The sequence below is a fragment of the Chitinophaga qingshengii genome (assembly GCF_014529935.1).
GTDB classification, from domain to species: domain Bacteria; phylum Bacteroidota; class Bacteroidia; order Chitinophagales; family Chitinophagaceae; genus Chitinophaga; species Chitinophaga qingshengii.
Window position 1 is genome coordinate 3,654,848 of sequence record NZ_JACVFC010000001.1, and the last position, 24,154, is coordinate 3,679,001.

Genomic DNA, 24,154 nt, shown 5'->3' on the forward strand with positions numbered 1-24,154 from the left:
CAGCCGTTATGTTTAAAGACATTTTTGAACAATATCAGTGGGAGGAAGTAAAAGCAACCATCTATTCCAAAACAGCAGCCGACGTAGAACAGGCACTGCATAAGCAGCGCCGTACCCTCGACGATTTTGCCGCGCTTATTTCACCAGCGGCCGCAGCTTACCTCCAGCCTATGGCGGAAATAAGCCACCAGCGTACCCTGCAGCGCTTTGGCAATACCATGCAGCTGTACATACCGATGTATCTCTCCAACGAATGCCAGAATATCTGTACCTATTGCGGCTTCAGCCTCGATAATAAAATCAGGCGCAAAACACTCAGCCCGGCGGAAATACTACAGGAAACGGCTGTCATCAAGGAGATGGGATACGATCATGTACTGCTGGTAACCGGCGAAGCCCATCAACTGGTAGGACTGGACTATTTCAAAAAAACACTGCAGCTGCTGCGTCCGCATTTCTCTCATATCTCTATGGAAGTGCAACCCATGGATGAAACAGATTACGCAGCCCTGATACCGCTTGGTTTGCATGCCGTACTGGTGTACCAGGAAACCTATCACCAGGAAGATTATAAAAAACATCATCCTAAAGGGCGCAAATCCTCCTTCCAATACCGGCTGGAAACGCCTGACAGACTGGGCCGCGCCGGTATTCACAAAATGGGGCTGGGCGTGTTAATCGGCCTGGAGGACTGGCGTACCGATAGTTTTTTCACGGCCCTGCATCTTCAATATCTTGAAAAAAAATACTGGCAAACACGCTATAGCATCTCCTTCCCGCGCTTGCGGCCTTTCTCCGGCGGATTACAACCCAAAGTGGAAATGAACGACCGCGAGCTGGTACAACTGATCTGCGCATACCGCCTGTTTAACCAGGAAGTGGAACTGAGTATGTCCACCCGTGAAAGAGAATCTTTCAGGGACCACATCATTCGCCTGGGTATTACCAGTATGAGTGCCGGCTCCCGCACCAATCCGGGCGGATACGCCGCCGACCGGCAATCGCTCGAACAATTTGAGATTTCCGACGAACGAAGCGCCGCCGCCATTGCTGCCATGCTGAAACAAAGTGGTTATGAGCCGGTGTGGAAAGACTGGGACCAGGTATTGGGCTAATATAAAAGAAGGTGGCACTGATGGCCACCTTTATTGTTTTTCATAGCTGGTTAAAAGCAATATTACAAAGGGTATAACTTCTCTCAATCCCCTTAAAGATAAGCTGAGCAGGTATATCAAAAATCAGCAGAAAGAAAATGAATAAAATGAACAGATTTTCTCAACGATGAACAAAAACACCCGGTTTTAACCGGTTAGTTATATTGTCCGGCAGATCGTTCAAATCACCGGCAGACATAAAAAAGGCTGCTTCAAAATGAAGAAGCAGCCTTGTACCGAAAAATCCCGTAGTTGCCATATTACTTATAAAAATAAGTATGATTGGAATACCGCTATCCAAATGTAAATAGCTATTCCTGAACAACCGTATTTAGCTTCAGTTTGAACAAAATGAACAATAGTCATTTCGTTGCACAAAAATGTTTAATACACTACCTTCTGCATATCCCTATAGGTCTTAATGATATCATGGTCATTTCGTAACGCTTTCTGTTGATCTGCAATCAACTCCCGAATGCGATAAGGCATAGTGACATTTACTTTCAAGGCGGCGCTGTAAGCGCTTTGCGCCGCGTCTTCCCCATATTCACAAAAAGACAGGATGGCGTGCCGGTCATGGCCTGTAAAAACTGTTTTCACCTCCATCCAGGCACGGTATAATTTGCCGGCAGCGGTAGTGCCGAAGTGCCTTTGCTCGCCCAATGCCACCAACTCATCGTACAACTGGGAAGCATAACGACGGCTGTCATCGATCATCCGTTGGAACAAGGCCTTCAAATCTATGTCATCAGTAGCATCTATAGCCTGTTGATATCCCTCGACCCTGTCATTATTGATTTTGACGAGGTCGCTGATTACTTCGGCGAGTACTTCTTGTTGTTGCATAATCCGGTAAATTTTAGGATTAAAGAATAGTATCAGTGAACAAAGGACCCAAAAATGCGACCATTTCGCATACCCCTTATTACCAGCGACTTCAGTAATCCGTCATGCTGGTGTCCGTCCGTTTTTTTCGCCGTATGGTGGAAGCGATTCCACACCTTTCCCGCCTCATACTGGTTTGCTATATATTGTATATAAAGGGTTTATAAGCGTTGGCATGTATTTTTTAGGAAGATAGATGAACCAAATCCTTAAGACATGAACAACCTGTTATATTTAATCGCCGTTATACTTATAATCGGATGGATATTGGGATTCTTTGTTTATTCCGCCGGCGCCCTCATCCACGCCTTGCTGGTACTCGCTATTATAGCTATTCTCATTAATATCATCAGAGGGAGAGCAGTATAATCATTTACGAGTTACGAATTACGAATGAACGAAATATTATTTCATTCGTAATTCGTAACTCCTAATTGTTTTAAATTGCCGCCATGAAATTATTCCGGTTTTTGCCAGCCATCTTAATGGCTATTGTTACCAGTTGCGCCAGCACGCACCCTACCACCCGTACTGCCACTACCAGCTTTGGCAAGCTCCGTTTCATCGGCGAGCAAATCATTCCGCATAATATGCCCTTCATGGGCGCCGTTACCGGCGGTCTTTCCGGCATCGATTACGACGCCAGCCGGCAACAATACTATCTGATCTGCGACGATCGCTCGGAACTGGCGCCAGCACGGTTTTATACTGCCAAACTATATTTCTCCGGCCAGTCATTTGACAGCGTTCGGTTTACTGGTATGACCACCCTGCTCCGGCAAAACGGGAATCCTTATCCCGGCGCTAAAGTAAATCCGGCCCTGACGCCAGACCCGGAAGCGCTGCGGTACAATGCTAAAAAGAACTGTCTTGTTTGGAGCAGCGAAGGCGAACGTATCGTTAATACAAAAGATACCATCCTCACCAATCCTGGTGTATACGAGATATCCCTGGATGGGCATTACCGCGATTCCTTTGCCCTGCCATCCCAGTTCCGGATGCAGGCCACGGATAATGGTCCCCGCCGCAACGGCGCTTTCGAAGGACTCGGTTTCACGCCCGACTACCGGTATACTTTTGTCAGCCTGGAAGAACCCCGTTATGAAGACGGTCCCCGGGCAGACGTAGGCGATACCACCGCACTCACCCGCGTTATTAAATATGATAACCGCAACCTGCAACCGATAGCACAATATGCTTACCGGCTGGAACCGGTAGCCTTTCCCCCCAAACCGGCCAATGCATTCAAAGTAAATGGCATCTCCGATATCCTGGTATTATCCGACCACCAGCTGCTGGCAATAGAACGATCGTTCTCTACAGGTGTAAAAGACTGCACCATCAAGGTTTTCCTGGTGGACCTGCACCATGCGACGGATATCAGCGGGGTCAATTCCCTGAAAACCGCCACCGGTATAAAGACCGTTACCAAATCTTTACTTTTTGACTTTGCTTCCCTGGGGAAATATATCGATAACATTGAAGGGGTAACTTTCGGGCCCGTATTGCCCAATGGCCATCAAAGCCTGGTGTTTGTGGCGGACAATAACTTCTCCGCCGCAGAAGAAAGCCAGTTTTTTGTCTTTGAGTTGATTCCCTGACCTACAGGCATTAACTAAATGCCGGGCCTGGTTGTTATACGGGAAAAACCATTCATCGTTATGAAATACCTCCTGTTACTGTCTGCCATGGCCCTTTTTGCCTGTCAGCATTTACGCTCCGGCCAGCAAACCGGACATATAGACAGCACAGCCACCACATCCGGCAGCCCTACCTGGGTAACCTATACCGGTACTTTACCCTGCGCCGACTGCAGCGGTATACTCACCTCCCTGAGCCTCGAAGAACACGGACCCGATGGAGAACAGTTGTTTAAACTAAAAGAAACCTATCTGGGAGTGGCCGGAAAAGACCAGATCTTTAACAGCGAAGGCAATTATACCGTGTTACACGGCGATGCGGAAGATAAAGACGCCGAAATCATACAACTCAATCCTGATAAAGACCGGAACCTGCAACGTTTTTACAGAAAAGCAGGGGATATACTCCGTCAGCTGGACAAAGACCGGCAGGATGTTCCCACCTCCCTCGACTACAGTCTCAAGCGCGTCGCGGAATGACCAATATGTCAAAAAAGTCGCTTAAATTGAGCCAAGACCAGTGACTTTATCATTCCAAAATTTATGACGCGTATCTTAGGCTGCCTGATGGCTTTGTTGATGTTGCAGATGTATGTGTTTGGGAAATCTCCACAGGACAGTTTGCTAAAGGAGTTAAACCGCAGCATCGAAAATGCTCCTGTCTATGATGCCCTGAAGATGAAAGGCATAGACAGTATTAAACGTACCCTTGCCGCTGCCGGCGCCAATCCGGGCGCCCGCTACCAGGTTTATCAGCTGCTGTACGAGCAGTACAAAGTCTTTAATTTCGATTCCGCCTTTGTATATGCGCGGCTTATGGAGAAACTGGCCGAAGATATGCAGGATCCCTCACGGCTTACCTATGCCCGCACCAGGATCGGCTTTATCCTGCTCTCTTCCGGTATGTTTACCGAAACGGCTTCTTTCCTCAGCAATCTGGATGTAACCGGTATGCCCGACAGCATCCGCGTACAATACTACCTGATGAAAAGCCGGTTCTACTACGACCTGGCCGATTATAACCAGGACCGGTATTATTCCCCCATCTATATCCATCAGGGCAGCCGGTATATGGATTCCGCCCTGCACCTGCTCCCGCCATCATCATTTGAATACCAATACAATAAAGGGCTACAGTACTATAAAATGGGAGACCTCGCCGCCGCCCGCAATAGTTACCCCAACCTGAACCAGCCCGGACTTAACTACCGGCAACTGGCGGTTGCCGCCTGCACGCTGGGCTATATATACCTGCATGCACACCAGACCGATACCGCTATCGAACTGATGTACCGCTCTGCGATTGCAGATATTAAGTCCTCCACCAAAGAAACCATGGCTATGTATACCCTGGCCACCCTGCTTTTTGAAAAAGGAGACATTAAAAATGCTTCCCACTTTATTGAAAAGGCCGTTTCGGAGGCTGTATTTTATGGCGCCCGTCAGCGCAAGGTGCAGGTTAGTAGTATTTTACCCATCATTGAAAAGGAACGGGTCAATACCGCAGAAGAAAGAACCAAATCATTGCTGATCTATGCTTCCATTGTTACGCTGCTGCTGATAGCAGTCGTTATCCTGGCCGTCACTGTTACCCGGCAGGTACGTAAGCTCAAGGTAGCACAGGAGATCATTACCGCCGCTCATCTCCAGCAACAGGAAATCAATAACCAACTGCTGGAAGCCAATAAAATAAAGGAAGAATATGTTGGTTACTGTTTTAATATCAATGTCAACTATATCAGCAAAATTGAAAAACTGAAACAGACCCTTGAGCAGAAATTAACCGAAAACAAACTGAATGAACTAAAATACGTAGTAAATAACATCAATATCCGGCAGGAGAGGGAAGACCTTTTCTCCCATTTTGATAAAGTGTTTTTGAAAATCTTCCCTCATTTTGTGGAAGAATTTAATGCATTGTTTGAACCAGGCAACCGGATCGTACTCCGGGAAAATGAATTATTAAATACTGATATCCGGATTTTTGCCCTCATTCGTATAGGCATCACTGATAATGAAAAAATCGCCCGTATTCTCGAATATTCGGTGAACACGATTTATGCCTATAAAACCAAAATCAAAAAACGTTCTTTAGTGCCGAATGAAGAGTTTGAAAACCGGATTATGACCATTAAAGCCCTTTAAAAAATGGATAAAACGGGTTGATACCGTCGATATATGTAAAAAATATATTTGTTTGTAATGGTTTGTATTTCAAAAAGATATATTCATATGATACTCAAAATAGCCCTTTATTTTCTATATTTACCTTGTATAAGTTGTTCACCTGAACATTGCTCTCTTACTTTGACAAAAAAGAAGCGTAAACCAAAAATCTGAATTTAAAAGCCAATAAATCCAGGCATCATTTGCCGCCCACGTAAATCAGTTTATTTATAAGTCCACGTTGTCCGGTATGTCGGGTCTACCTCTACATTTCAGCAACCAATTGTAAGTATTTAAATCCACGGTAAACAGAACAGTTCATTCACTGCTCAAAAATCCACATTATGATGAAAACACGACTTTTCAGGCATCTCCTCCTGTGCACCTGTTTCATGTTGATACAGGGTTTGCTCATGGCCCAGAACAGGACCGTGACAGGTAAGGTAACAGATGACAAAGGCGCTCCTATTCCCGGTGCCTCCGTGCAGATTAAAGGCACACATACCGGCACCACCACCGATCCCGAGGGTAACTTTAAAGTATCTGTTGGCCCTGGCGCCAACGCGCTGATCATTTCCTTTATCGGCCAAACCGCCCAGGAAGTCAGCATTGCCAACAAAACCCATGTCGACGTAAAGCTGGTCGCCGAAAATACCACGCTGACCGATGTAGTGGTGGTAGGTTACGGTACCACGCGAAAAAAAGATATTACCGGCGCCATTGCGCAGGTGAAAGCCGCCGAATTTAACCGCGGTATTTCCACCGCCCCTGATCAATTGATACAGGGTAAAGTATCCGGCCTGATGGTGCTCAATAACAGCGGCGCTCCCGGCGCTTCCGCCACGGTGCGTATCAGGGGCGTGTCTTCTGTAAGGTCCGGCAACCAGCCCCTGTACGTGATAGACGGAGTTCCCCTTGATGGCCGTGTGGCCCGTCCGGCTATCAATGTCAGCGGCCTCGGACAAACACCGGATGCCAACCCGCTCAACTTCATCAATTCCAACGACGTAGCTTCCATGGACGTGCTGAAAGACGCCTCTGCTACCGCCATCTATGGTTCCCGTGGCGCCAACGGCGTTATCATTATTACCACCAAAAAAGGTACACCCGGTGCTACCCGTCTGGATGTCAACTATTCCGTAGGCGCCAGCAACATTATGAAACAACTCAAAGTGCTCGATGCCGATGAATACCGCTCCGCCCTCAAAACCTATAACCTGTCCGGCGGCGATTATGGCAGCAGCTCCAACGGCATGAATTCCATCCTCCGTACTGGTATCACCCATAACCTCAACGTAGCCATGAGCGGCGGAAATGAAACCAGCCGGTACAGGGCAGCCTTCGGCGTACAGGACCAGGAAGGGATCATTAAAAAATCCGGCCTGAAAAAATACACCGCTACCCTCAACGGACAGAGTAAATTCCTGGAAAGCAGAAAACTGGGCATCGATTATAATGTCATGGTGGCACAAACCAGCGAACAGCTGGCTCCTATTACCAACGATGCGGGCTTCACCGGTAGCCTCATCAGCATGGCCCTCCAATGGAACCCGACCATGCCTATCCGGAAAGCTGACGGCTCCTTTAATATCCTCGGTGAAGGCAGCTCCGTAAACCCGGCAGCAATGTCTGAAGCCTACGACGATAAAGTGAACATCACCTATGTGCTCGCCAGCATCTCACCTTACTATAAATTCAATGATAATTGGGAATACCGCGCTCTTTATAGTATCAACCACCAGGTAGGTAAAAGGGAATCACAGGTCGCTTCTTTTATCAATATCCCCGGGGTGATGAAACAGGGCCAAGCCTATTACGGCAATGTGGAACTAAACACCCAACAACTCACCAACACCCTGAGCTTCAACAAACAACTGACATCCGCCTTCAACCTCAACGCTGTAGTAGGTCATGAATACCAGAAATTCGATTACTTCGGTATGGGACTCGGCGCCAGTGGTTTCCCGACTTATGCCGTAAAATATACAGACATCCTTCAGGCGCCCACCCAGGTGAATACCAACATCAGCTCCTTCCGGAATCCCACTTCCGAGCTGCAGTCTTTCTTCGGAAGAGCGACCTTTAACCTGTATGATAAATATATCATCACCGGTACCCTGAGGGCCGACGGTTCCAGTAAATTCGGCTCCAACAACAAATACGGTTACTTCCCGTCTTTCGCCGCCAAATGGAACCTCACCGGCGAAGAGTTCCTGAAAAACAATAAATCCATCAGCAACCTGGCACTGAGAGTAGGCTATGGCGTTACCGGTAACCAGGAATTCCCCGCCGGTGCTGCACAGGAACAATACGGACTGGGAGCCTCCGGATCAGCGGCCCTCACCAATGTGGCTAACCCCGACCTGAAATGGGAAACGTCCAAACAGTTCAACGCCGGTTTGGACTTCGGCTTCGTCAACAACCGCATCTACGGTAGTGTGGATTACTTCTATAAAAACACCAATCACCTGCTGTTCAACTTCCCCGCTATCCAACCAGCTCCGGCATCTACCTACTGGATCAACCTGCCGGGCAACGTGATCAACAACGGGGTGGAAGTATCGCTGAAAGGAGATATCATCCGTAAAAAAGATTTCACTTGGACATTGGGCGTGAATGGTACCGCCCTGCATAATGAACTGAAAAACTATAGCGGTCCTCCGGTACTGACCGGCGCTATCAACGGCCAGGGTGTTTCCGGCGCCACCGCACAACGACTGGCCAACGGCTACCCCCTGAATACCTTCTACGTACGCAAGTTTGAAGGTTTCGATGATAAAGGTCAGGGCATCTATACCGATAACGGCAATACCCTGTATTATCTCACCAACCCGAACCCTAAAGTACTGCTGGGCATCAACACAGAACTGATCTACAAAAAATGGGTCCTCACCGCCAGCGGTCACGGTGCATTCGGACACGAGATATACAACAACACCGCCAACACTGTGTTACCAATTGGCAACCTCGGCTCCCGCAATATTGCCAAAGCATTGCTGGGCAACGGAGAAGCACTGTCCAATCCTATCACCGTGTCTTCCCGTTATCTTGAAAAAGGCAACTTCTTCAAACTGGATAACGTTACGCTGACCTACAACCTCGGTAATGTAGGCCGGGTCCTGAAAAATGCAGCGGTATATGCTACCGGTCAGAACCTGTTCGTAATCACCAAATACAGCGGCTTCGACCCGGAAGTGAATACCGATAAAAACGTGAATGGTGTGACTTCCTTCGGCATTGAATACGGTCCGTATCCAACCGCCAGAACGGTAATGCTCGGCATCACCTTTTCGCTCTAAACCATTCACCTAAAAACTATTATCATGACCAAACATATTTTCCGATCCGCTATCATCATTGCTGCCATTGCAGGCCTTCAGTCCTGCGGACTGAATGAGCAACTCGGCTCCACCCTGACGAGGAAAGACGCCGACTCCGTGATCACCGTACCATTGCTGTTAAGAGGTGCGTACGACAACCTCCAGCTTCCCTACCAGGAGTTTAGTAACAGCTGGGGGCTCTCCCAGATGTCAACCGATGAAACCCTCGGGCCCACCCGCGCCGGTGACTGGGACGATAACGGTGTATGGCGCTCACTGCACGAACACAGCTGGAACGCCGACCACGCGCATATCCAGGCAACGTTTACCAACCTGCTGACCCTGCAGTTCAGCGCTACCAACGTGCTCAACTTCAAACCCAGCAACAATGAAGCAGCACAAGCCCGTTTCCTGCGCGCCTTCTCCATGTTCACCGTACTGGACCTCTGGGGCCAGGTACCCTTCAGAAACCCTACAGATACCCTGCTGAACAAACCCAGGGTAATGAAGGCCAATGAAGCATTGGATTATATCATCGCGGAGCTGACCGCTATCATGCCCGATCTGGGGGCCCGCCCTGCTACTGCTGCTTATGTAGCCAACCAGGACGCCGCCCGCTTTCTGCTGATGAAATGTTACCTCAACAAAGGCGCATTCCTCAACAGAGCCGCACCTACCTTCGACGCCGCCGATATGCAAAAGGTCATTACCCTCGCCGATCAGATCAAAGGTACCGGCGCCTACAGCCTGGCCACCGATTACTTCGATAACTTCGCACGTGACAACGATGTGAAATCCACCGAAAACATCTTCACCCAGCAAAATGGCCCCGGCCTCAGCACCGTACGCAATGGCAACGCCACCTACGGTCGCTGGAAGTTCACCCTGCATTACAACCAAACACCCAGCGGCTGGAACGGATTCACTACCTTATCTGATTTCTACAATAAATTTGAAGCCTCCGACAGAAGAAGAGGCGGCGCTTATACCGGGGTAACCGACACCAGTGGCCTGCTGGTGGGCTTCCTGATTGGCCAGCAATACGATGCGCATCATAATGCACTGAAAGACCGTAATGGCAACCCGCTCATCTTTACGCCTGAAGTACAGCTCAAGGAAACCAATAAGGCCACCCTGGAAGTAACCGGTATCCGTGTAATTAAATATCCACCGGACTTCTATACTTCCAAAAAATCTACAGAAAACAATGAAGCCAGCAATGACTATGTTTTCTTCCGTTATGCCGATGTGCTGCTGATGAAAGCGGAAGCATTACTTCGTACAGGCGACGCCGGTAGTGCGCTGTCATTGGTAAATGGTATCCGGACAGCACGCGGCGCAACAACCCTGGGCACACTGGACCTCAACGCCCTTCTGGATGAAAGAGGCCGTGAGCTCTACTGGGAAGGCTGGAGAAGACAGGACTTGATTCGCTTTGGTAAATTCCTGCAACCATGGCAGCTGAAGCCGAATGATAACCCGAGGAACCTGCTGTTCCCAATTCCTACCAGCGATTTGGCTGTTAATACAAACCTGGTACAAAACCCGGGTTACTAAATTATATTTCTTCCTGCCGGGAACAGTACCGTAAGCGCACTGTTCCCGGTTAATCCTCTGGTTTTTTATCTGTTACCCGCTACGGTGCCTGGCTTGACCAGGCGCCCGGGAGAGGATTTTTTTCACCAAACCATCCTATTATGAACAAAGTTCCACTGCCGGCCTTTTTTCTATTGTTACTCCTGCTGATACGACTCCCCTTGATGGCGCAAACACAGGTAGTGCCGGTAGGAAATGTAAATAACGTCAGCATCTCCGGCCAACAGGTAAAAATAAAAACCAATAATGCCTTCGCAGAAATTACGGTTTACAGTCCGTCGGTTGTCCGGGTGCGGATAGATAAACATCCGTTGCCTGCAGACTTCTCTTACGCCGTTATCGCCAAACCTTTGCCCACCAAGGCGGAGATTACACAAAACAACAGCGAGATCAGCATCATCACAGATTCTTTAAAAGTGCGCATACAAAAAAGCCCTTTTGCTGTTAGTTTTTTTAGCCCTTCGGGCGATGTGATCAGCGAGGATGAACCAGGCCTCGGTACCTCCTGGATCGGCGATGAAGTAACGACCTATAAAAAGATGCAGGACAACGAGCGGTTTATCGGGTTGGGTGAAAAAACCGGCAACCTGGATCGTAAAGGGGAGGGCTATACGAACTGGAATTCCGATGTGTTTGGTTACGCTACCAATCGCGATCCCATTTATGCTACCATCCCTTTTTATATCGGTATCCATCACCGGACCAACTATGGTATCTTTTTCGATAACAGCTACCAGAGCGACTTTAACTTCGGCGCCAGCAACAATCGTTTTTCCTCTTTCGGCGCCAGAGGCGGGGAGATGAACTATTATTTCATCTATCATCCGCAGATAACAGATATTATCCGGTCTTATACCGGCCTCACCGGCCGTATGCCGATGCCGCCCCTATGGAGCCTGGGCTACCAGCAGAACCGCTACAGCTATTACCCTGACACCGAAGTATACCGGATCGCACAAACCCTGCGTGAGAAAAAAATTCCGGCAGATGGTATCACCCTCGACATCCATTACATGGATGCCTATAAGTTATTTACCTGGAACAAGGAACGTTTTCCGGACCCGGCACAACTCACCAGCCGACTGAAAGACATGGGTTTTCGTATAACCGTTATCGTAGATCCGGGCATTAAAGTGGAAGATGGTTATCATGCTTATGAAAGTGGCAAAAAGGAAAACATCTTCCTGAAATATGCCGATGGTCAGAACTATACCGGGCAGGTATGGCCCGGCTGGTGCCATTTTCCGGACTTCACCAGCGAGAAAGGCCGTAACTGGTGGAAGGGCCAGGTAAAATCGTATATCCGTGACGGTGTCAGCGGCATCTGGAACGATATGAATGAAATTGCCACCTGGGGCCAGAAAATGCCCAATAATGTGATCTTTAACTACGAAGGTCAGCCTACTACACATTTGCAGGCCCACAACATTTATGGTTTGGAGATGGTAAGGGCCAGCTACGAAGGCGCCCGAGAATCCCTGCAAAAACGGCCCTTCCTGCTAACAAGGGCCGCGTATGCCGGCAGCCAGCGCTACAGTGCCTTATGGACCGGCGACAATCGCGCCGAAGAAGACCATATGCTGCTGGGCGTACGGCTACTGAACAGCCTGGGCGTTAGCGGTTTTCCTTTCACCGGTATGGACGTAGGCGGATTCACCGGCAACCCGTCGGTAAGTCTCTACACCAGATGGATGCAGATAGGCGCCTTCATTCCCTACTTTAGAAACCATACCGGCGTTAATACCAAATCAGCCGAGCCATGGGCTTTCGGCGAAGAAACCCTGGAAATTACCCGCAATTATATCAATCTGCGCTACCGGCTGTTGCCCTACCTGTACAGCACGATGTATACCGCTTCCCGTACAGGCGTTCCTGTTATGCGCACATTGGCGCTGCAAAATACGTTCGATGCTCCCGTTTACGATACCCGTTTTCAAAACCAGTATCAGTTTGGCGACGCGTATATGGTCGCTCCTTTCGAGAGCAGCAAAGAATTTGGCAGCATTTATTTCCCGCAGGGAAAATGGTACAACCTCTATACAGATGCCGTTACCACCGGCGGACAAGACACCATCACTTCCCTCAACATCAAAACCTTACCGGTATATGTAAAAGAAAGCAGCATTGTTCCCATGCAATCACAGGTACAGTCTACCCGCGACAAACCGGTCGACACGCTTTTCCTTCACCTCTACAAAGGTAGTCAGCCTAACACCTTCGTATACTATGAAGATGATGGTGAAAGTTTCGCGTACGAAAAAGGTGATTTTTATGAAAGAGCCATCACCTACGACCCGGCACAGCGCCTGCTGACGCTGCAAAAGCCACGGGGTAGCTACTCCAGTGAGTTTCATCACATTCAACTGGTATTGCATGGGTTCGACAACCAACAGCGTGTAACCGTCAACGGTAACGCCGTTTCGGTTGACGTTCACCCTTTTTCTTTTTTATCACCCATATCCCGGTTTGATCCACAGGGATCATTTATACCGGCTGAAAGCTGTCCGGTACAAGTGGCCACCTTTGCCAACAGTAACGAGCTTCTTAACGTGGGTTTATAAGAAAAGAACGGCACCCCTGGATTTTCCAGGGGGCCTTTTTTTCACGCGAAGGCGCAAAGCAGCAAAGCGCGCAAAAATGATATAAGCGAATATAAGAAAGCAAAGGAGCGAAGATCAAATGATCTTCGCTCCTTTGCTTTCTTATTTAAACATAACAAAACACCTTTGCGTGCTTTGCTGCTTTGCGCCTTTGCGAGAACTAGAGCTTCACAATTTTGCTACGCCAGATTTTTCTGCTCTGCTGGCTGGTCACCCGGATGATCCAGGTGCCATTCGGCACTTTAGATACATCCACGCGCAGCGGCTGGGAGCCTTTGGCATTCGCAATATGTATCTGTTGCAGTACCGGGGCGCTGCCTTTCAGGTCCAGCACTTCTACCAGCAGTTTATCGCCGGCGTTGGCATTTACCTGTATCTGCAGATCCGGACCGGTTACCGGGTTCGGGTAAGCTATCAGTTGTTCAGGCTGTGAGGAAGCCATCGTAGCAGACATCGAAGCAGCAGCAGCGGTACAGTTACGCACAAACTGCCATGGCTGGCTGCCACTGGTAGCATCCGGCTGATCGCCCTGTGTCCACCATTTAGCTCTGTACACTTTACTGTTATATACCGCCGAGTCACCGCCGCTATAAGCTTTGGAAGATGACCAGAGCTGTATTCCGTTACAGTCTCCGCCACCGCCCGGGTTACCGCCACCACTACAATCACTTACATAATCCCAGGGTTTGCCGCCGCCGGTGTTCTGGTCCGGACGATCACCCTGTGTCCACCATTTCGCCGTATATATTTTGCCGTTATACACCACTTTGGCGCCACCATTATAGGCTGTAGTGGCAGACCATTCAGGGATACCGTTACAACCACCGGTAGAGCCATTCACTGTAATGCTTACCACACCGGAGGTAGTAGTTGCGCCAGCATTATCTGTTGCTTTAGCAGTAAGGCTGTAAGTACCCGCTGCTACGGTGCTCCAGGTCCAGGTGTAAGGCGCTGTGCTGTCCACACCCAGCAGGGTACTGCCGTTGTAGAAGGCTACGCGGGTCACTACGCCATCGCTGTCAGAAGCTGCGGCTGTTATATTCACAGTAGCCGGCGCGGTGAAAGTAGCGTTGTTAGCCGGTGAGGTGATATTTACCACCGGAGGTTTGTTGCCCGGGGAAGTCACGCTGATATTTACCACAGCAGAAGTAGTGGTAGCACCTTTGTTATCGGTGGCCCTGGCAGTAAGACTGTAGTTGCCGGCAGCTACGTTGCTCCAGGTCCAGGTATAAGGCGCTACGCTGTCTACGCCCAGCAGGGTACTGCCGTTGTAGAATGCTACGCGGGTCACCACGCCATCGCTATCGGAAGCTGCAGCCGCAATGTTCACCGTAGCCGGAGCTGCATAGGAGGCGTTGTTGGCCGGAGAAGTGATGCTTACTACCGGGGGCTTATTACCTGGTGTAGAACCGAAGAAATAATCGTAGTAGTTATTGGCAAATTCGTCGTTATTGGCTTTGTCCCAGTTGATAGACCAGGTCATGATACCGCGTAAATTAGGGTATCCTGCCGGGTTACGCAGCTGGTAAGCACCGCCGTAGGTCTGACCTTTCATCAGGTAGTCCAGTGCTTTTTTCACATTGGCCGGTGTGGTGTAACCACCGCCGGCAGCGCTGGGGGTAGCCGGAAGACCGAATGCCACCTGATCCTGGCGCAGTGCCGGGAAAGTTTGGCTGGTACCCGCTACCGGGAACCCTTTCATCAGCATTTCAGACATCGATACGATGAAGTCGGAAGTACCCTGGTTGTATACGCCGTTATCAAGGCCCATCACGGAACCGGTATTATAATATTGCGTCTGGATGAAAGTTAACTCATTACGCAAGCCATACACAATAGGCAGGTAAGCACCTACCAATGGTGCATAAGTAGAGCCATAGGCCGTTTGCACGTAGTAGGTTTCCGGCGCCATGGTGAGCCAGCAGTTTTTGCCCTGTCCTTTACGATAGGCAATGATTTCTTTTACGCCGGCTATCAGGTTTTGCACCTTCGGCGTAGTAGGATTGGTGAAATCCTTGTCGCCATTGTCCAGCTGCAGATTGGTACCGCCTTCAATGTCCAGGTCGAAGCCATCGAAGTTGTACTGGTCCAGCAATGCTTTCATGGAAGTCACAAAAGCCGTTTTCTGCGCGGCAGTGGTAAGATTGAGATTGCCGTTTTCCCCACCGATAGACAACAACACTTTTTTGCCTTGTGATTGCAGGTATTGTACATCGGACAGGAACTGCGCAGCCGTTACGTTTTCAGGCACAAAGGAAATGGTAGCCTGATCTGTACCACTGACAGCAAAAGCAATTTCTATTACATTGTATTTGGGATTGACATTACGGAGAGGGATATACGGAGAAGCATCTGTGGGAGATCCCCAGTTTTGCCAGTAGCCCACGATTACCTTACCGGAATCACCGCCGTTGCCGGGACCGGAGGTATTTACCACCAGGTTCACCAGGGAAGAAGTGGTAGCAGCGCCTTTGTTATCAGTAGCAATGGCTTTCACCGTGTAATTGCCAGCCGGCACATTATTCCATGCATAGCTGTAAGGGGAGGTACTGTCTGTTCCCAACAGGGTAGTACCATTGTAGAAATCTACTTTAACCACCTGTCCGTCGCTATCACTGGCGTTAGCCTGAATGGTGATATTGGCCGGTGCGGTAAATGTCGCATTGTTGGCCGGAGCAGTGATGCTCACGGTAGGCGGCACATTGGTACCACCGCCGCCGGTAGCAAATACCTGGTTGATTTTATTCACCAGCGGATTAGTGGTATTGGGACAATAGATCAGTTTTCCTTTGGGCACAGTGCTGCTGGTCATATTGGTCATATCGCCGTACACCTGCCAGATGATCACACCAGCCAGGTTGTTGTCTTTAATATATTGTGCCTTGGCAGCAACAGAGCGTTCGTTATCGTAGCTCAGGAAAAAGTTGCCTTTGGTTTTATAGGGCACTTTCGCCACATCATCCCAGTTGTCGGTCCAGCCGGAGCCTGCGCCGGTAGTGTTCTGTATGTAGCTGTAGTTCGGTGTACCGTCCCACACATCTTTGGTCCAGTTGGTATAGTCTGCGCTGGTCTGGATAGGACCATCCGGTTGCACCGTTTCGGCACGTTTTACGGTAGCGGCGTTCAACGCAGCATTACCGTTCGTGATCACGCCACGGCCATAGAAAGGAGCGCCCAGGTTTACTTTGCTCATATTGATGCCCAATGCGCGTAACCCTTTGGTAGTGGAGTCAATAGAAAAACCGGGAAACTCCTGACCAGGGTACTCATACAAGGGAGAGTTGTGTCCTGCCTTATCAGACCAGCCACCGTTGTAATCGTAGGTCATCATGTTAAAGTAGTTCAGGACGTTGTTCAGCCGTGCCCAGTCAAATCCGGGAAGCTTTTTGAGAGCAGGGGAGAAGCAGCTGGTCATCAGTTTATTGGGACCAATAGCAGCTCTCACCTGTTCCAGCAGGATAGCGAAGTTGGTGTAATCCGCCGTGCTGTAATGTTCGATGTTCATACCCGCATCGTTGGGGTATTCCCAGTCGAAGTCGATGCCATCAAAGCCCATGCTGATCAGCTGTTGGCAGTTAGCCACAAATTTGGCTCGTTTAGTAGCATCCGCCGCTACCTCCGGGTAGTGTTTACACATGCTCCAGCCGCCTACAGAGGCGAGTACTTTCACGCCTTTCTGGTGGGCCAGGTCAATTACGCCGGGAGCGCCGCCCTGTTTGGGTACAGACAGCGGGAAGCTACCGGTTTTACCGGTGTTGACGTTCGTCCATCCGCTGCCGCCGTTGCGGTACCCGAGAGAATAGGCATAGCTGTTATCCGGAATATAATACAGGACATCCAGTTCGCCATACAGCAGGTACATATCCCAGCTGCTGTAGATGTCCTCATTTACCAGTGGGGCGGGGTCCTGTACAGCGCCGGCCTGGTAAATATTTTTGTTGCGGAAATCCCCGCTGTGCAGGGAGCCGTCTTTCGCCACACCAAAGAACGAAAAGTTCAGGATGGTGTACTGCGAATAGTCCACATTAAGATGATTGTAACCGCCCGCCGGGACGGTGCCTGCCACATTTTTCCAGGCATCCCATTGGGTGATGTAACCGATCACCTGTTTGGTGTGTTGATGAGTGGTGGCCGGAACAGTTGGGCTTACCTGGGCAACGCCCCTGGGTAATAGCGACAGTAACAGCCAACAGACGAGTGCGATACAGCGAAATGCTGCGCCTTCATTGGTAGATTTTGGTGCCATTGCAATTGTTTGTTAGATAATGGTTATTAAATACTAGTGCTCGGCTGACAGGGAATTACATGTACGTTCGGGTTAATGCTGGGCTATCGTTATGTAAGGTTTTCAGATCTTTCAAAAGGGTATTCACGTAAAAATTACAGCACGATGGGAGAGTCGGGGCAGGTCCTGAAAAGTACCATGCAAAAAAATATTTTTTTCAGCGATACTGCCGTATAGTTACTGCCGGAATAATTATACCGCATATTGTGAGGACTCCTTTTGTGGTAAAAATCAGCACGCAAATACCTTGCGCAATGAAGGTGTAACTTTGTTGTCAGCATCATGTGATTGTTGTTTCCGGAGTGGTTATCATTTTTCTCACCTCTCACAAAAAAACTGCATGATATCAGATCCTAATTTGCTCAGGGATGTTTACTCCATTTTTAACCTCTTCTGTGGAAAATTCCGGCAGATGGTATGTACCTCCTGTAACTGGAGCGAACCTACGTTTTATCGCAAAATGCGCTGCGATTATCCGGCAGCGGGCAAAAAAGGCCGGAAGTCTTTTCTTAGCAAAGCAGAAGAAGAAGCTATCCTGAGGGAGGCGCATATAGCTTCAGAACGCTTACTGTTATTGCTGCAACAGCATTTTAAAACCCCGGACACGGGGTCTCACTGGCTGGACGAACCGGAGGGAACGGCAGAAATCTATTTTTTGAGCGATGTAACAGTACCGGTGGAGGAAATTCCTTTTTAATTTACCCAATGGGTAATACCTTTATACTACCATATGGAAGCCATTATTCAACATATTTATCAGTCTCCCATTTGTGAGGTACATAATTTTTTATGCCAGTGCCAGGATTGTAACGTGTCTGCAAGGGAGCACCACGATAAATTTTCCATTGCCTTCATCCGGCAGGGGAACTTTATTTATAAAGTATTCCGGAATGACCTGGACGCTTTCCATGGCCTGTTCCTGATTTCCAAACCCGGCTATGAACACCGGGTAGGACATGTACATGATATGCCCGACCAATGTACCATTTTCTCTTTCCCGGCCGCAAACACAGAACACCTCGAAGCCCAGGGGGAGGAACTGGCCTGGTTTCTGAAAAACCCGGACCTCCATGCCCTGCTGATCAAAGCAACACCGGAAATGGAATATCTTCATCATCGTATCTTCAACCTGTTGCAACAACCGCACTTTCCGCGCCTGTGTGCTGAACAGCTGATGCTGGAGTTGTTTTCCCTGGTACTGTCCGGAGGCCAGCAAAAAATGATTACCCCGCTTACCGACCGGCAAAAAAGGCATCATCTTCCCCTGATATCAACCGTTAAAACATTTATCAGTGAAAATATTTCGGAAGACATCTCCCTGCCACAACTGGCAGACATCAGTCATCTCAGCCCCTTTCATTTTAATCGCCTGTTTAAGCAGATGACCGGCATCACGCCCTATAACTACCTGCTACAGGTAAGATTAAAGGAAGCGCACCTGCAACTACGACACAGCCGCCAATCTATTACCCATGTGGCTTTTGAGACAGGCTTCAACAGTCTCGAACATTTTTCTGCAGCCTATAAAAAACAATACGGCCTTTCTCCTTCTCAATCCCGACGGTAAAAACAGCAATTTTCCTTAAATCCACCCCCGCAACGTGGAATAGTTTTGTGTCATCAAACAACTTGTTTATGAAAAAACGATTATTGGAAAAACTGGAGAATGCCCGTCAATACACCCTGAGCGTGGCCAATGCCATGCCGGCAGATAGCTATACCTATACACCGGATGCAGCTATTTGGAGCTTTAATGAACTGCTGCATCATATCGGCTATGGTATCATGTGGTGGAACGAAAACTATATGCTGCAACAACAGGCCGACTGGAACCCGCCGACTGTGACCAAAGACCCCGCGGCCACAAAAGCATATCTGTCCGAATGTTTCGATGCGCTGCAACAGAGCGTGGAAAAAGCAACACCGGACGAGAAGATTATTGACGGGTTTTATGCTACCCTGGACCATGTCACACATCATCGCGGACAGGCGACTGTTTACCTGCGCTGTAAAGGCATCACCCCACCTGATTATTCTGAATACACCTACTAAAACATAATCAGATGGCAGCCTATTATATCAACAGCTATGATATCATTGACATGGCGCTTTTTAGCCAATACCCTCCAAAAGTGATAGTGCTACTGGAAAAATACGGGGCAACCGTGATTGCTTCCGACCTCGAAGGTATTGCAGTAGAAGGTAGTCCCCGCATGATGAACGCCATTATCCGGTTTCCTTCCACGGAAGCAGCGCTTCAATGTTATCAGGACCCGGATTATGAACCATTGAAAATACTCAGACAGCAAGCAACGCGCAATTGCACCATGGTACTGGTAAAAGCCTTCAATCCATCATAAAAAACGGGGCGCTCTTTTAATAAGAGCGCCCCATTTGCTGTACTATCTTTTGGCAGCATCCCGGATACCTTTAAATAACGCCTTAAAGGTATCAGCATTCGCTTTGGCGCCGGGAGTAAAATCGCCTTTGCCATAATAGGCATTGATAAAGTCTTTTGAGTTGATCCACATCGTTTCAAACACACCTTTCATCCGATCTGCTACCGGCAACGCAAAATCGGCACGGGTACCGTCTTTCCGGCCCGCCAATATCTGATCCAGCTGCGCCATCGCCACATCTGTTTTGGCGCAGGCGCTGGCCAATACGTTAAACCCTTTCAGCGCAAAATAAGCCGGGGTAGGAGGTGCACTCTCATACTTCCAGTCGCAGATCATAATATCTTTCGGTATCCGGTCGATAGCCCGGTGCGTATCATTCATACTCGCCTGCCATGCCAGCAGATTAGTTGTTTTGCCGTCAATCAGCCGGTCACTCCACATCCACATCTCACAGCCCTTTTGTTTCAGGTGAGCATGCAACAGGTTGATGTACTCCGCCAGTATTTCAGACTTATCACGGCCACCGCAACGGGGACACTTATCATATCCCACGATCCAGGCCTCATCCAATCCAACATGCATCGCGTCTGCACCACAAACATCAATCAGTTCATCCATAATGGGAAACAGGATCTTTGGCAAATCAGGGTGCGCCGGACAAAGGCTCTTACTGTAAAAATCAAACATGCCGCCGTTTTTCCAGGGTACCGGCGGATTATAATCCGGTGACTCATCAAACTGCGGATAGTGCTTCAACAAAGGACCTATCTCCGTTTGTTCGCTCTGGTGCGCCAGCAGGTTCATCGTTGGGATGAAGCGTATTTTGGCATCCCGGCAAGCCTGTACTATCTGCAACAGGCCTTCTTTGGAAATAGCATTCGGCTCCGCCAGTTCCGGGTGTGATTCAAACTGATACCAGTACTCAATCCGCAAAGCCAACGTGTTAACGCCTTCTTTGGGTAATGCTTTCCTGATAAAATCACACAACAAAGGAATATCCTGTTTGGCAGGTACACTCATGAGCAGTCCTCTTACCGGTAGTTCCTGCCATTTAAAATTCTTGTAATCCTGTGTTTTCCCCTGTAGGGAGATGAATACACACATCCCTAACAACATCCATTTTAAAGCGCTTTTTACCATCATTTATTCTGCAATTACTTTTCTGATACGATTATTTTTTCTGTCCAGGATATACACCGTACCGTCGTTACCTACCGTTACGCCCGTGGGAGCATTGAACAGGGCCGCTGATCCGGCGCCATCAGCAAAACCAGCGGAGCTGCCGCCAATATAGGTGCTCACGTCCCAGGTGCCGGCGGCAATGAAACGGATACACTGGTTGGTATTGGTAGAGGAACCATCCCAGGTGCCATTGCCGGCTACATAGAGATTGTCTTTAGCATCAGTGGCGATACACCAGGGATTTTCAAACCTGGCCGCATTAGCCGGCCCGTTTACCAGTCCCGTTGCACCGCTCTGACCAATAGTAATACCCTTTTCCCAGGTACCGTATTTATATTCCTGAATAATGGAACTGCCATTTACCACCACGAAGAGATTGCCTTTACTATCTACCGCCACATCATTGGGGAAGGAGAGTCCGGTGATGATCTTGTCGGCGCTGCCATCCGGATTAACCCTAAACACACTACCATTGGCTCCGGCATCTGTATAGTACAGCGTACCATTCCTTTTATCGATACCAATGCCCCAGGCTTCGAACCAGCCAATGTGGGAAGTGGTGCCATCGGCAGCGACTTTACGGATGGTCCAGGCGCCGGGATCGGAAGTATAAATAGTACCGTCCTTATCCACCGCCATATCTATGGGCGCCATAAACGAAGCCGCCGTGCCTTTGCCTTCTGCATATTCATTTCTGCCACTACCGGCCAGGGTGGTAACAGTACCATCCGGCGTGATTTTACGGATACGCCTGTTTTCTGCTTCTGCTACATAGAGGTTGCCATCCGCATCGATATCCAGGCCACAGCGGTTCCCAAAGTTAAAAGAAGCGGCGAGGCCTTTCCCATCGGCATATCCGGCAGAACCGTTGCCCGCCAGCGTTGTCACCACATAGGATGTTTTGTAATCAAAGTCGTCTTTGCTGGCGCTTTCCTTTCCGTCAATGGTGACTTTTATCTTTCCACTACCGGCCTTACGGGGAACTACAATCAGGATACGGTCTTCTACCACTCCTTCTACATAGGCTTTAACCCCATTCACGGTAACGGATACACGACTGGTATCCAGACTGAAGTTGCTGCCATAAATCAGTACCTCGGTACCGGCGCTGCCGGTAGCGGGGGTAAATTTGTCAATCACAATCGGGGCAGCAGCGTCGTGCTGGAAGGTTTTATCTTTTTTGCAGCTGCCGAACGCCAGTACGGTTAGCAGCAACAACATATAATATCGGATCTGTTTCATGTCGTCATTGTTTTTTGGGATGAAGCCTTTATCACCAGCCTGGGTTCTGTACAAACTCCGGATTACGGCCGCTCACTTTGTCCATTTCTGATTGCGGAATGGGCAACCAGTAGGCGCGCTTAGAATCGAATACACGTTTTTCCACCACGGGATAACTGTAGGTGACGTTACCCGTACCTGTGACAGTGACACCGTGTATTTCTTTATTGTCGGTGACTTCCGCGATTTTCCAGCGGCGTGTATCCCAGAAACGATGGGCTTCCAACGCCAGCTCTATTCTTCTTTCATGACGGATACGTGCACGCAGCACTTCTTTGGTACCCCCGTTGACAGCAGGGATGCCGGCACGGCCTCTTACCGCATTCAATGCCCCCAATACCGCTGCATCCGGACCATTCGCCTCATTCTGTGCTTCGGCATAGTTCAGGTACAGTTCAGCAGTCCGGATCAGCACCCATTTACGATCGGTAGCACCGGTATTGGAAAACAGATTCACACCCTCCAGCAAATATTTACGGGGCCAATAGTTGGTGGCGCTCTGTCCGGGGCGCGGGGCATCGTCTCCGTTGGGATTCAGCGGGCGGCCTTTCCACATACAACCAGGATATAGAATGGTGGCATAAAAGCGAGGGTCGCGGCCCTCATAGGGACGTTGCGGATTATAACCCGAGGTCGGGTCCGTAATCGGTAAACCGGTGCCTTTCATTTCGTAGTCATCTACCAACTCCTGAATAGGATTCACGTTACCGTAACCATTGGCGCCACGGGGGTTCATCTCTCTGTCTATTCCTCCATCGCCATAAGCAGGGGGCGCTGGCCTGCTCCAGATCACTTCTTTGTTAAAATACTGGGTGAAAATTTCCCCATAGTTATCATTCAGCGTATAGCCGTTTGTGAGAGCAGAATCGAGCGCTGCTTTACAGGCATCCGCAGCTCTTGTCCAACGCGATAAATCATTGGCAGGGTTATACAACGCGCTGGCATAATATAGCAGGGCGCGGCCTTTCAACGCCAGGGCAATCACCCTGGATGCACGGCCCCAGTTGTTGGGACGTTCCGCATAAGTAGGCGGTAACAATGCCATGGCATCATCCAGGTCCTTGACAACAGTTCCCATTACTTCCGCAACACTATTCCGTTTGAAATAAATACCATTCGGATTGTCAAAAGGATTCTCTACCTCCTGCAACAACGGTACATCTCCCCAGCGGATTACCAGCTGGAAGTAATAGAAAGCCCGCAGTACCAGCACTTCACCTTTCAACCGGGAACGGCGTTGGGGATCATTGGGATCATGGGGTATTTTATCATAGTTCTTAAGGAAAAGGTTACAGGAACGTATTTTACCATAAAACTCGCCCCACAGCCCACTCATTGGAAAATTGGACGGGCTCATGGAACCGGTATTAAAACTACCGGCATCGGCACCGGAGTTGTCGATAGCCTGATTGGTTTCGTCGGTAGCACTGCTCAAAGGCCAGCCCCAGGACTGAAACATATTGGGCAAACTTTGATAGGTAGTATTTACAAACCGTTCCGCATTCTCGATATTTTTGAAAACCTCCTGTTCCGTGATCAGGTCACTGGGCTTTCTGTCGAGGTAATTTTTTTTGCAGGCGCAGGTACACAGTATCAGCACTGACAGCAGGCCTGTTCTTATTTTCACCGTTAGTTTCATGGTCGTG

17 protein-coding genes are annotated in these 24,154 nt (G+C 49.1%); 12 read left to right on the forward strand and 5 right to left on the reverse strand.

Annotated features, from left to right (window positions below; all coding sequences use genetic code 11):
- The first annotated feature begins 8 nt into the window (after positions 1-8).
- Positions 9-1,115 carry a 2-iminoacetate synthase ThiH gene (gene thiH, locus ICL07_RS14265; RefSeq protein WP_223151838.1) on the forward strand — a complete coding sequence of 369 codons (1,107 nt, stop codon included), beginning with the start codon at positions 9-11 and terminating at the stop codon, positions 1,113-1,115.
- A 423-nt stretch (positions 1,116-1,538) separates the two neighbouring features.
- On the opposite strand, the gene ICL07_RS14270 is transcribed toward thiH, so the two are convergent.
- Positions 1,539-2,000 (reverse strand): ferritin-like domain-containing protein, encoded by a 462-nt coding sequence (locus ICL07_RS14270; protein ID WP_188088565.1) that lies wholly within the window; start codon positions 1,998-2,000, stop codon positions 1,539-1,541.
- Between the two features lie 255 nt (positions 2,001-2,255).
- Here ICL07_RS14270 and ICL07_RS14275 point away from each other — a divergent pair, with 255 nt between their 5' ends.
- The 7 genes from ICL07_RS14275 to ICL07_RS14305 all read left to right on the forward strand — a co-directional run bounded on the left by ICL07_RS14275 (position 2,256) and on the right by ICL07_RS14305 (position 13,322).
- Positions 2,256-2,408, forward strand: a complete 153-nt coding sequence (locus ICL07_RS14275; protein ID WP_188088566.1) for a lmo0937 family membrane protein — start codon at positions 2,256-2,258, stop codon at positions 2,406-2,408.
- Between the two features lie 83 nt (positions 2,409-2,491).
- Positions 2,492-3,640, forward strand: a complete 1,149-nt coding sequence (locus tag ICL07_RS14280) for an esterase-like activity of phytase family protein (RefSeq protein ID WP_246485023.1) — start codon at positions 2,492-2,494, stop codon at positions 3,638-3,640.
- A 60-nt stretch (positions 3,641-3,700) separates the two neighbouring features.
- A complete protein-coding gene (locus ICL07_RS14285; protein WP_188088567.1) occupies positions 3,701-4,159 on the forward strand; it encodes a copper resistance protein NlpE in 459 nt (152 codons plus the stop codon).
- Positions 4,160-4,222: 63 nt separating this feature from the next.
- A complete protein-coding gene (locus ICL07_RS14290) occupies positions 4,223-5,824 on the forward strand; it encodes a DUF6377 domain-containing protein (RefSeq protein WP_188088568.1) in 1,602 nt (533 codons plus the stop codon).
- A gap of 365 nt (positions 5,825-6,189) precedes the next feature.
- A complete protein-coding gene (locus ICL07_RS14295; protein ID WP_246485024.1) occupies positions 6,190-9,144 on the forward strand; it encodes a SusC/RagA family TonB-linked outer membrane protein in 2,955 nt (984 codons plus the stop codon).
- Between the two features lie 24 nt (positions 9,145-9,168).
- The gene (locus ICL07_RS14300; protein WP_188088569.1) at positions 9,169-10,722 is read left to right on the forward strand and encodes a RagB/SusD family nutrient uptake outer membrane protein; all 1,554 of its coding nucleotides are present in this window, start codon (positions 9,169-9,171) and stop codon (positions 10,720-10,722) included.
- Positions 10,723-10,862: 140 nt separating this feature from the next.
- A complete protein-coding gene (locus ICL07_RS14305; RefSeq protein ID WP_188088570.1) occupies positions 10,863-13,322 on the forward strand; it encodes a glycoside hydrolase family 31 protein in 2,460 nt (819 codons plus the stop codon).
- A 199-nt stretch (positions 13,323-13,521) separates the two neighbouring features.
- Here ICL07_RS14305 and ICL07_RS32430 read toward each other — a convergent pair whose 3' ends face one another.
- Positions 13,522-17,607, reverse strand: a complete 4,086-nt coding sequence (locus ICL07_RS32430; RefSeq protein ID WP_188088571.1) for a glycosyl hydrolase family 18 protein — start codon at positions 17,605-17,607, stop codon at positions 13,522-13,524.
- A gap of 379 nt (positions 17,608-17,986) precedes the next feature.
- Here ICL07_RS32430 and ICL07_RS14315 point away from each other — a divergent pair, with 379 nt between their 5' ends.
- From ICL07_RS14315 to ICL07_RS14330, 4 genes are all read left to right on the forward strand, one after another.
- The gene (locus ICL07_RS14315) at positions 17,987-18,343 is read left to right on the forward strand and encodes a hypothetical protein (protein WP_188088572.1); all 357 of its coding nucleotides are present in this window, start codon (positions 17,987-17,989) and stop codon (positions 18,341-18,343) included.
- 33 nt (positions 18,344-18,376) lie between these two features.
- Positions 18,377-19,213: a helix-turn-helix domain-containing protein gene (locus tag ICL07_RS14320; RefSeq protein ID WP_188088573.1), complete on the forward strand. Its 837-nt coding sequence runs from the start codon at positions 18,377-18,379 to the stop codon at positions 19,211-19,213.
- 68 nt (positions 19,214-19,281) lie between these two features.
- Positions 19,282-19,698 (forward strand): DinB family protein, encoded by a 417-nt coding sequence (locus ICL07_RS14325; RefSeq protein WP_188088574.1) that lies wholly within the window; start codon positions 19,282-19,284, stop codon positions 19,696-19,698.
- An 11-nt stretch (positions 19,699-19,709) separates the two neighbouring features.
- Positions 19,710-20,006 carry a DUF1330 domain-containing protein gene (locus ICL07_RS14330; protein WP_188088575.1) on the forward strand — a complete coding sequence of 99 codons (297 nt, stop codon included), beginning with the start codon at positions 19,710-19,712 and terminating at the stop codon, positions 20,004-20,006.
- A 42-nt stretch (positions 20,007-20,048) separates the two neighbouring features.
- Here ICL07_RS14330 and ICL07_RS14335 read toward each other — a convergent pair whose 3' ends face one another.
- From ICL07_RS14335 to ICL07_RS14345, 3 genes are read right to left on the reverse strand one after another with little or no spacing between them, the layout of a single operon-like run.
- Positions 20,049-21,149, reverse strand: coding sequence for a family 20 glycosylhydrolase (locus ICL07_RS14335; RefSeq protein WP_188088576.1), 1,101 nt, complete (start codon positions 21,147-21,149; stop codon positions 20,049-20,051).
- 39 nt (positions 21,150-21,188) lie between these two features.
- Positions 21,189-22,469 carry an NHL domain-containing protein gene (locus ICL07_RS14340; RefSeq protein WP_188088577.1) on the reverse strand — a complete coding sequence of 427 codons (1,281 nt, stop codon included), beginning with the start codon at positions 22,467-22,469 and terminating at the stop codon, positions 21,189-21,191.
- A gap of 31 nt (positions 22,470-22,500) precedes the next feature.
- Positions 22,501-24,147 (reverse strand): RagB/SusD family nutrient uptake outer membrane protein, encoded by a 1,647-nt coding sequence (locus ICL07_RS14345; protein WP_188088578.1) that lies wholly within the window; start codon positions 24,145-24,147, stop codon positions 22,501-22,503.
- Positions 24,148-24,154: the final 7 nt, after the last annotated feature.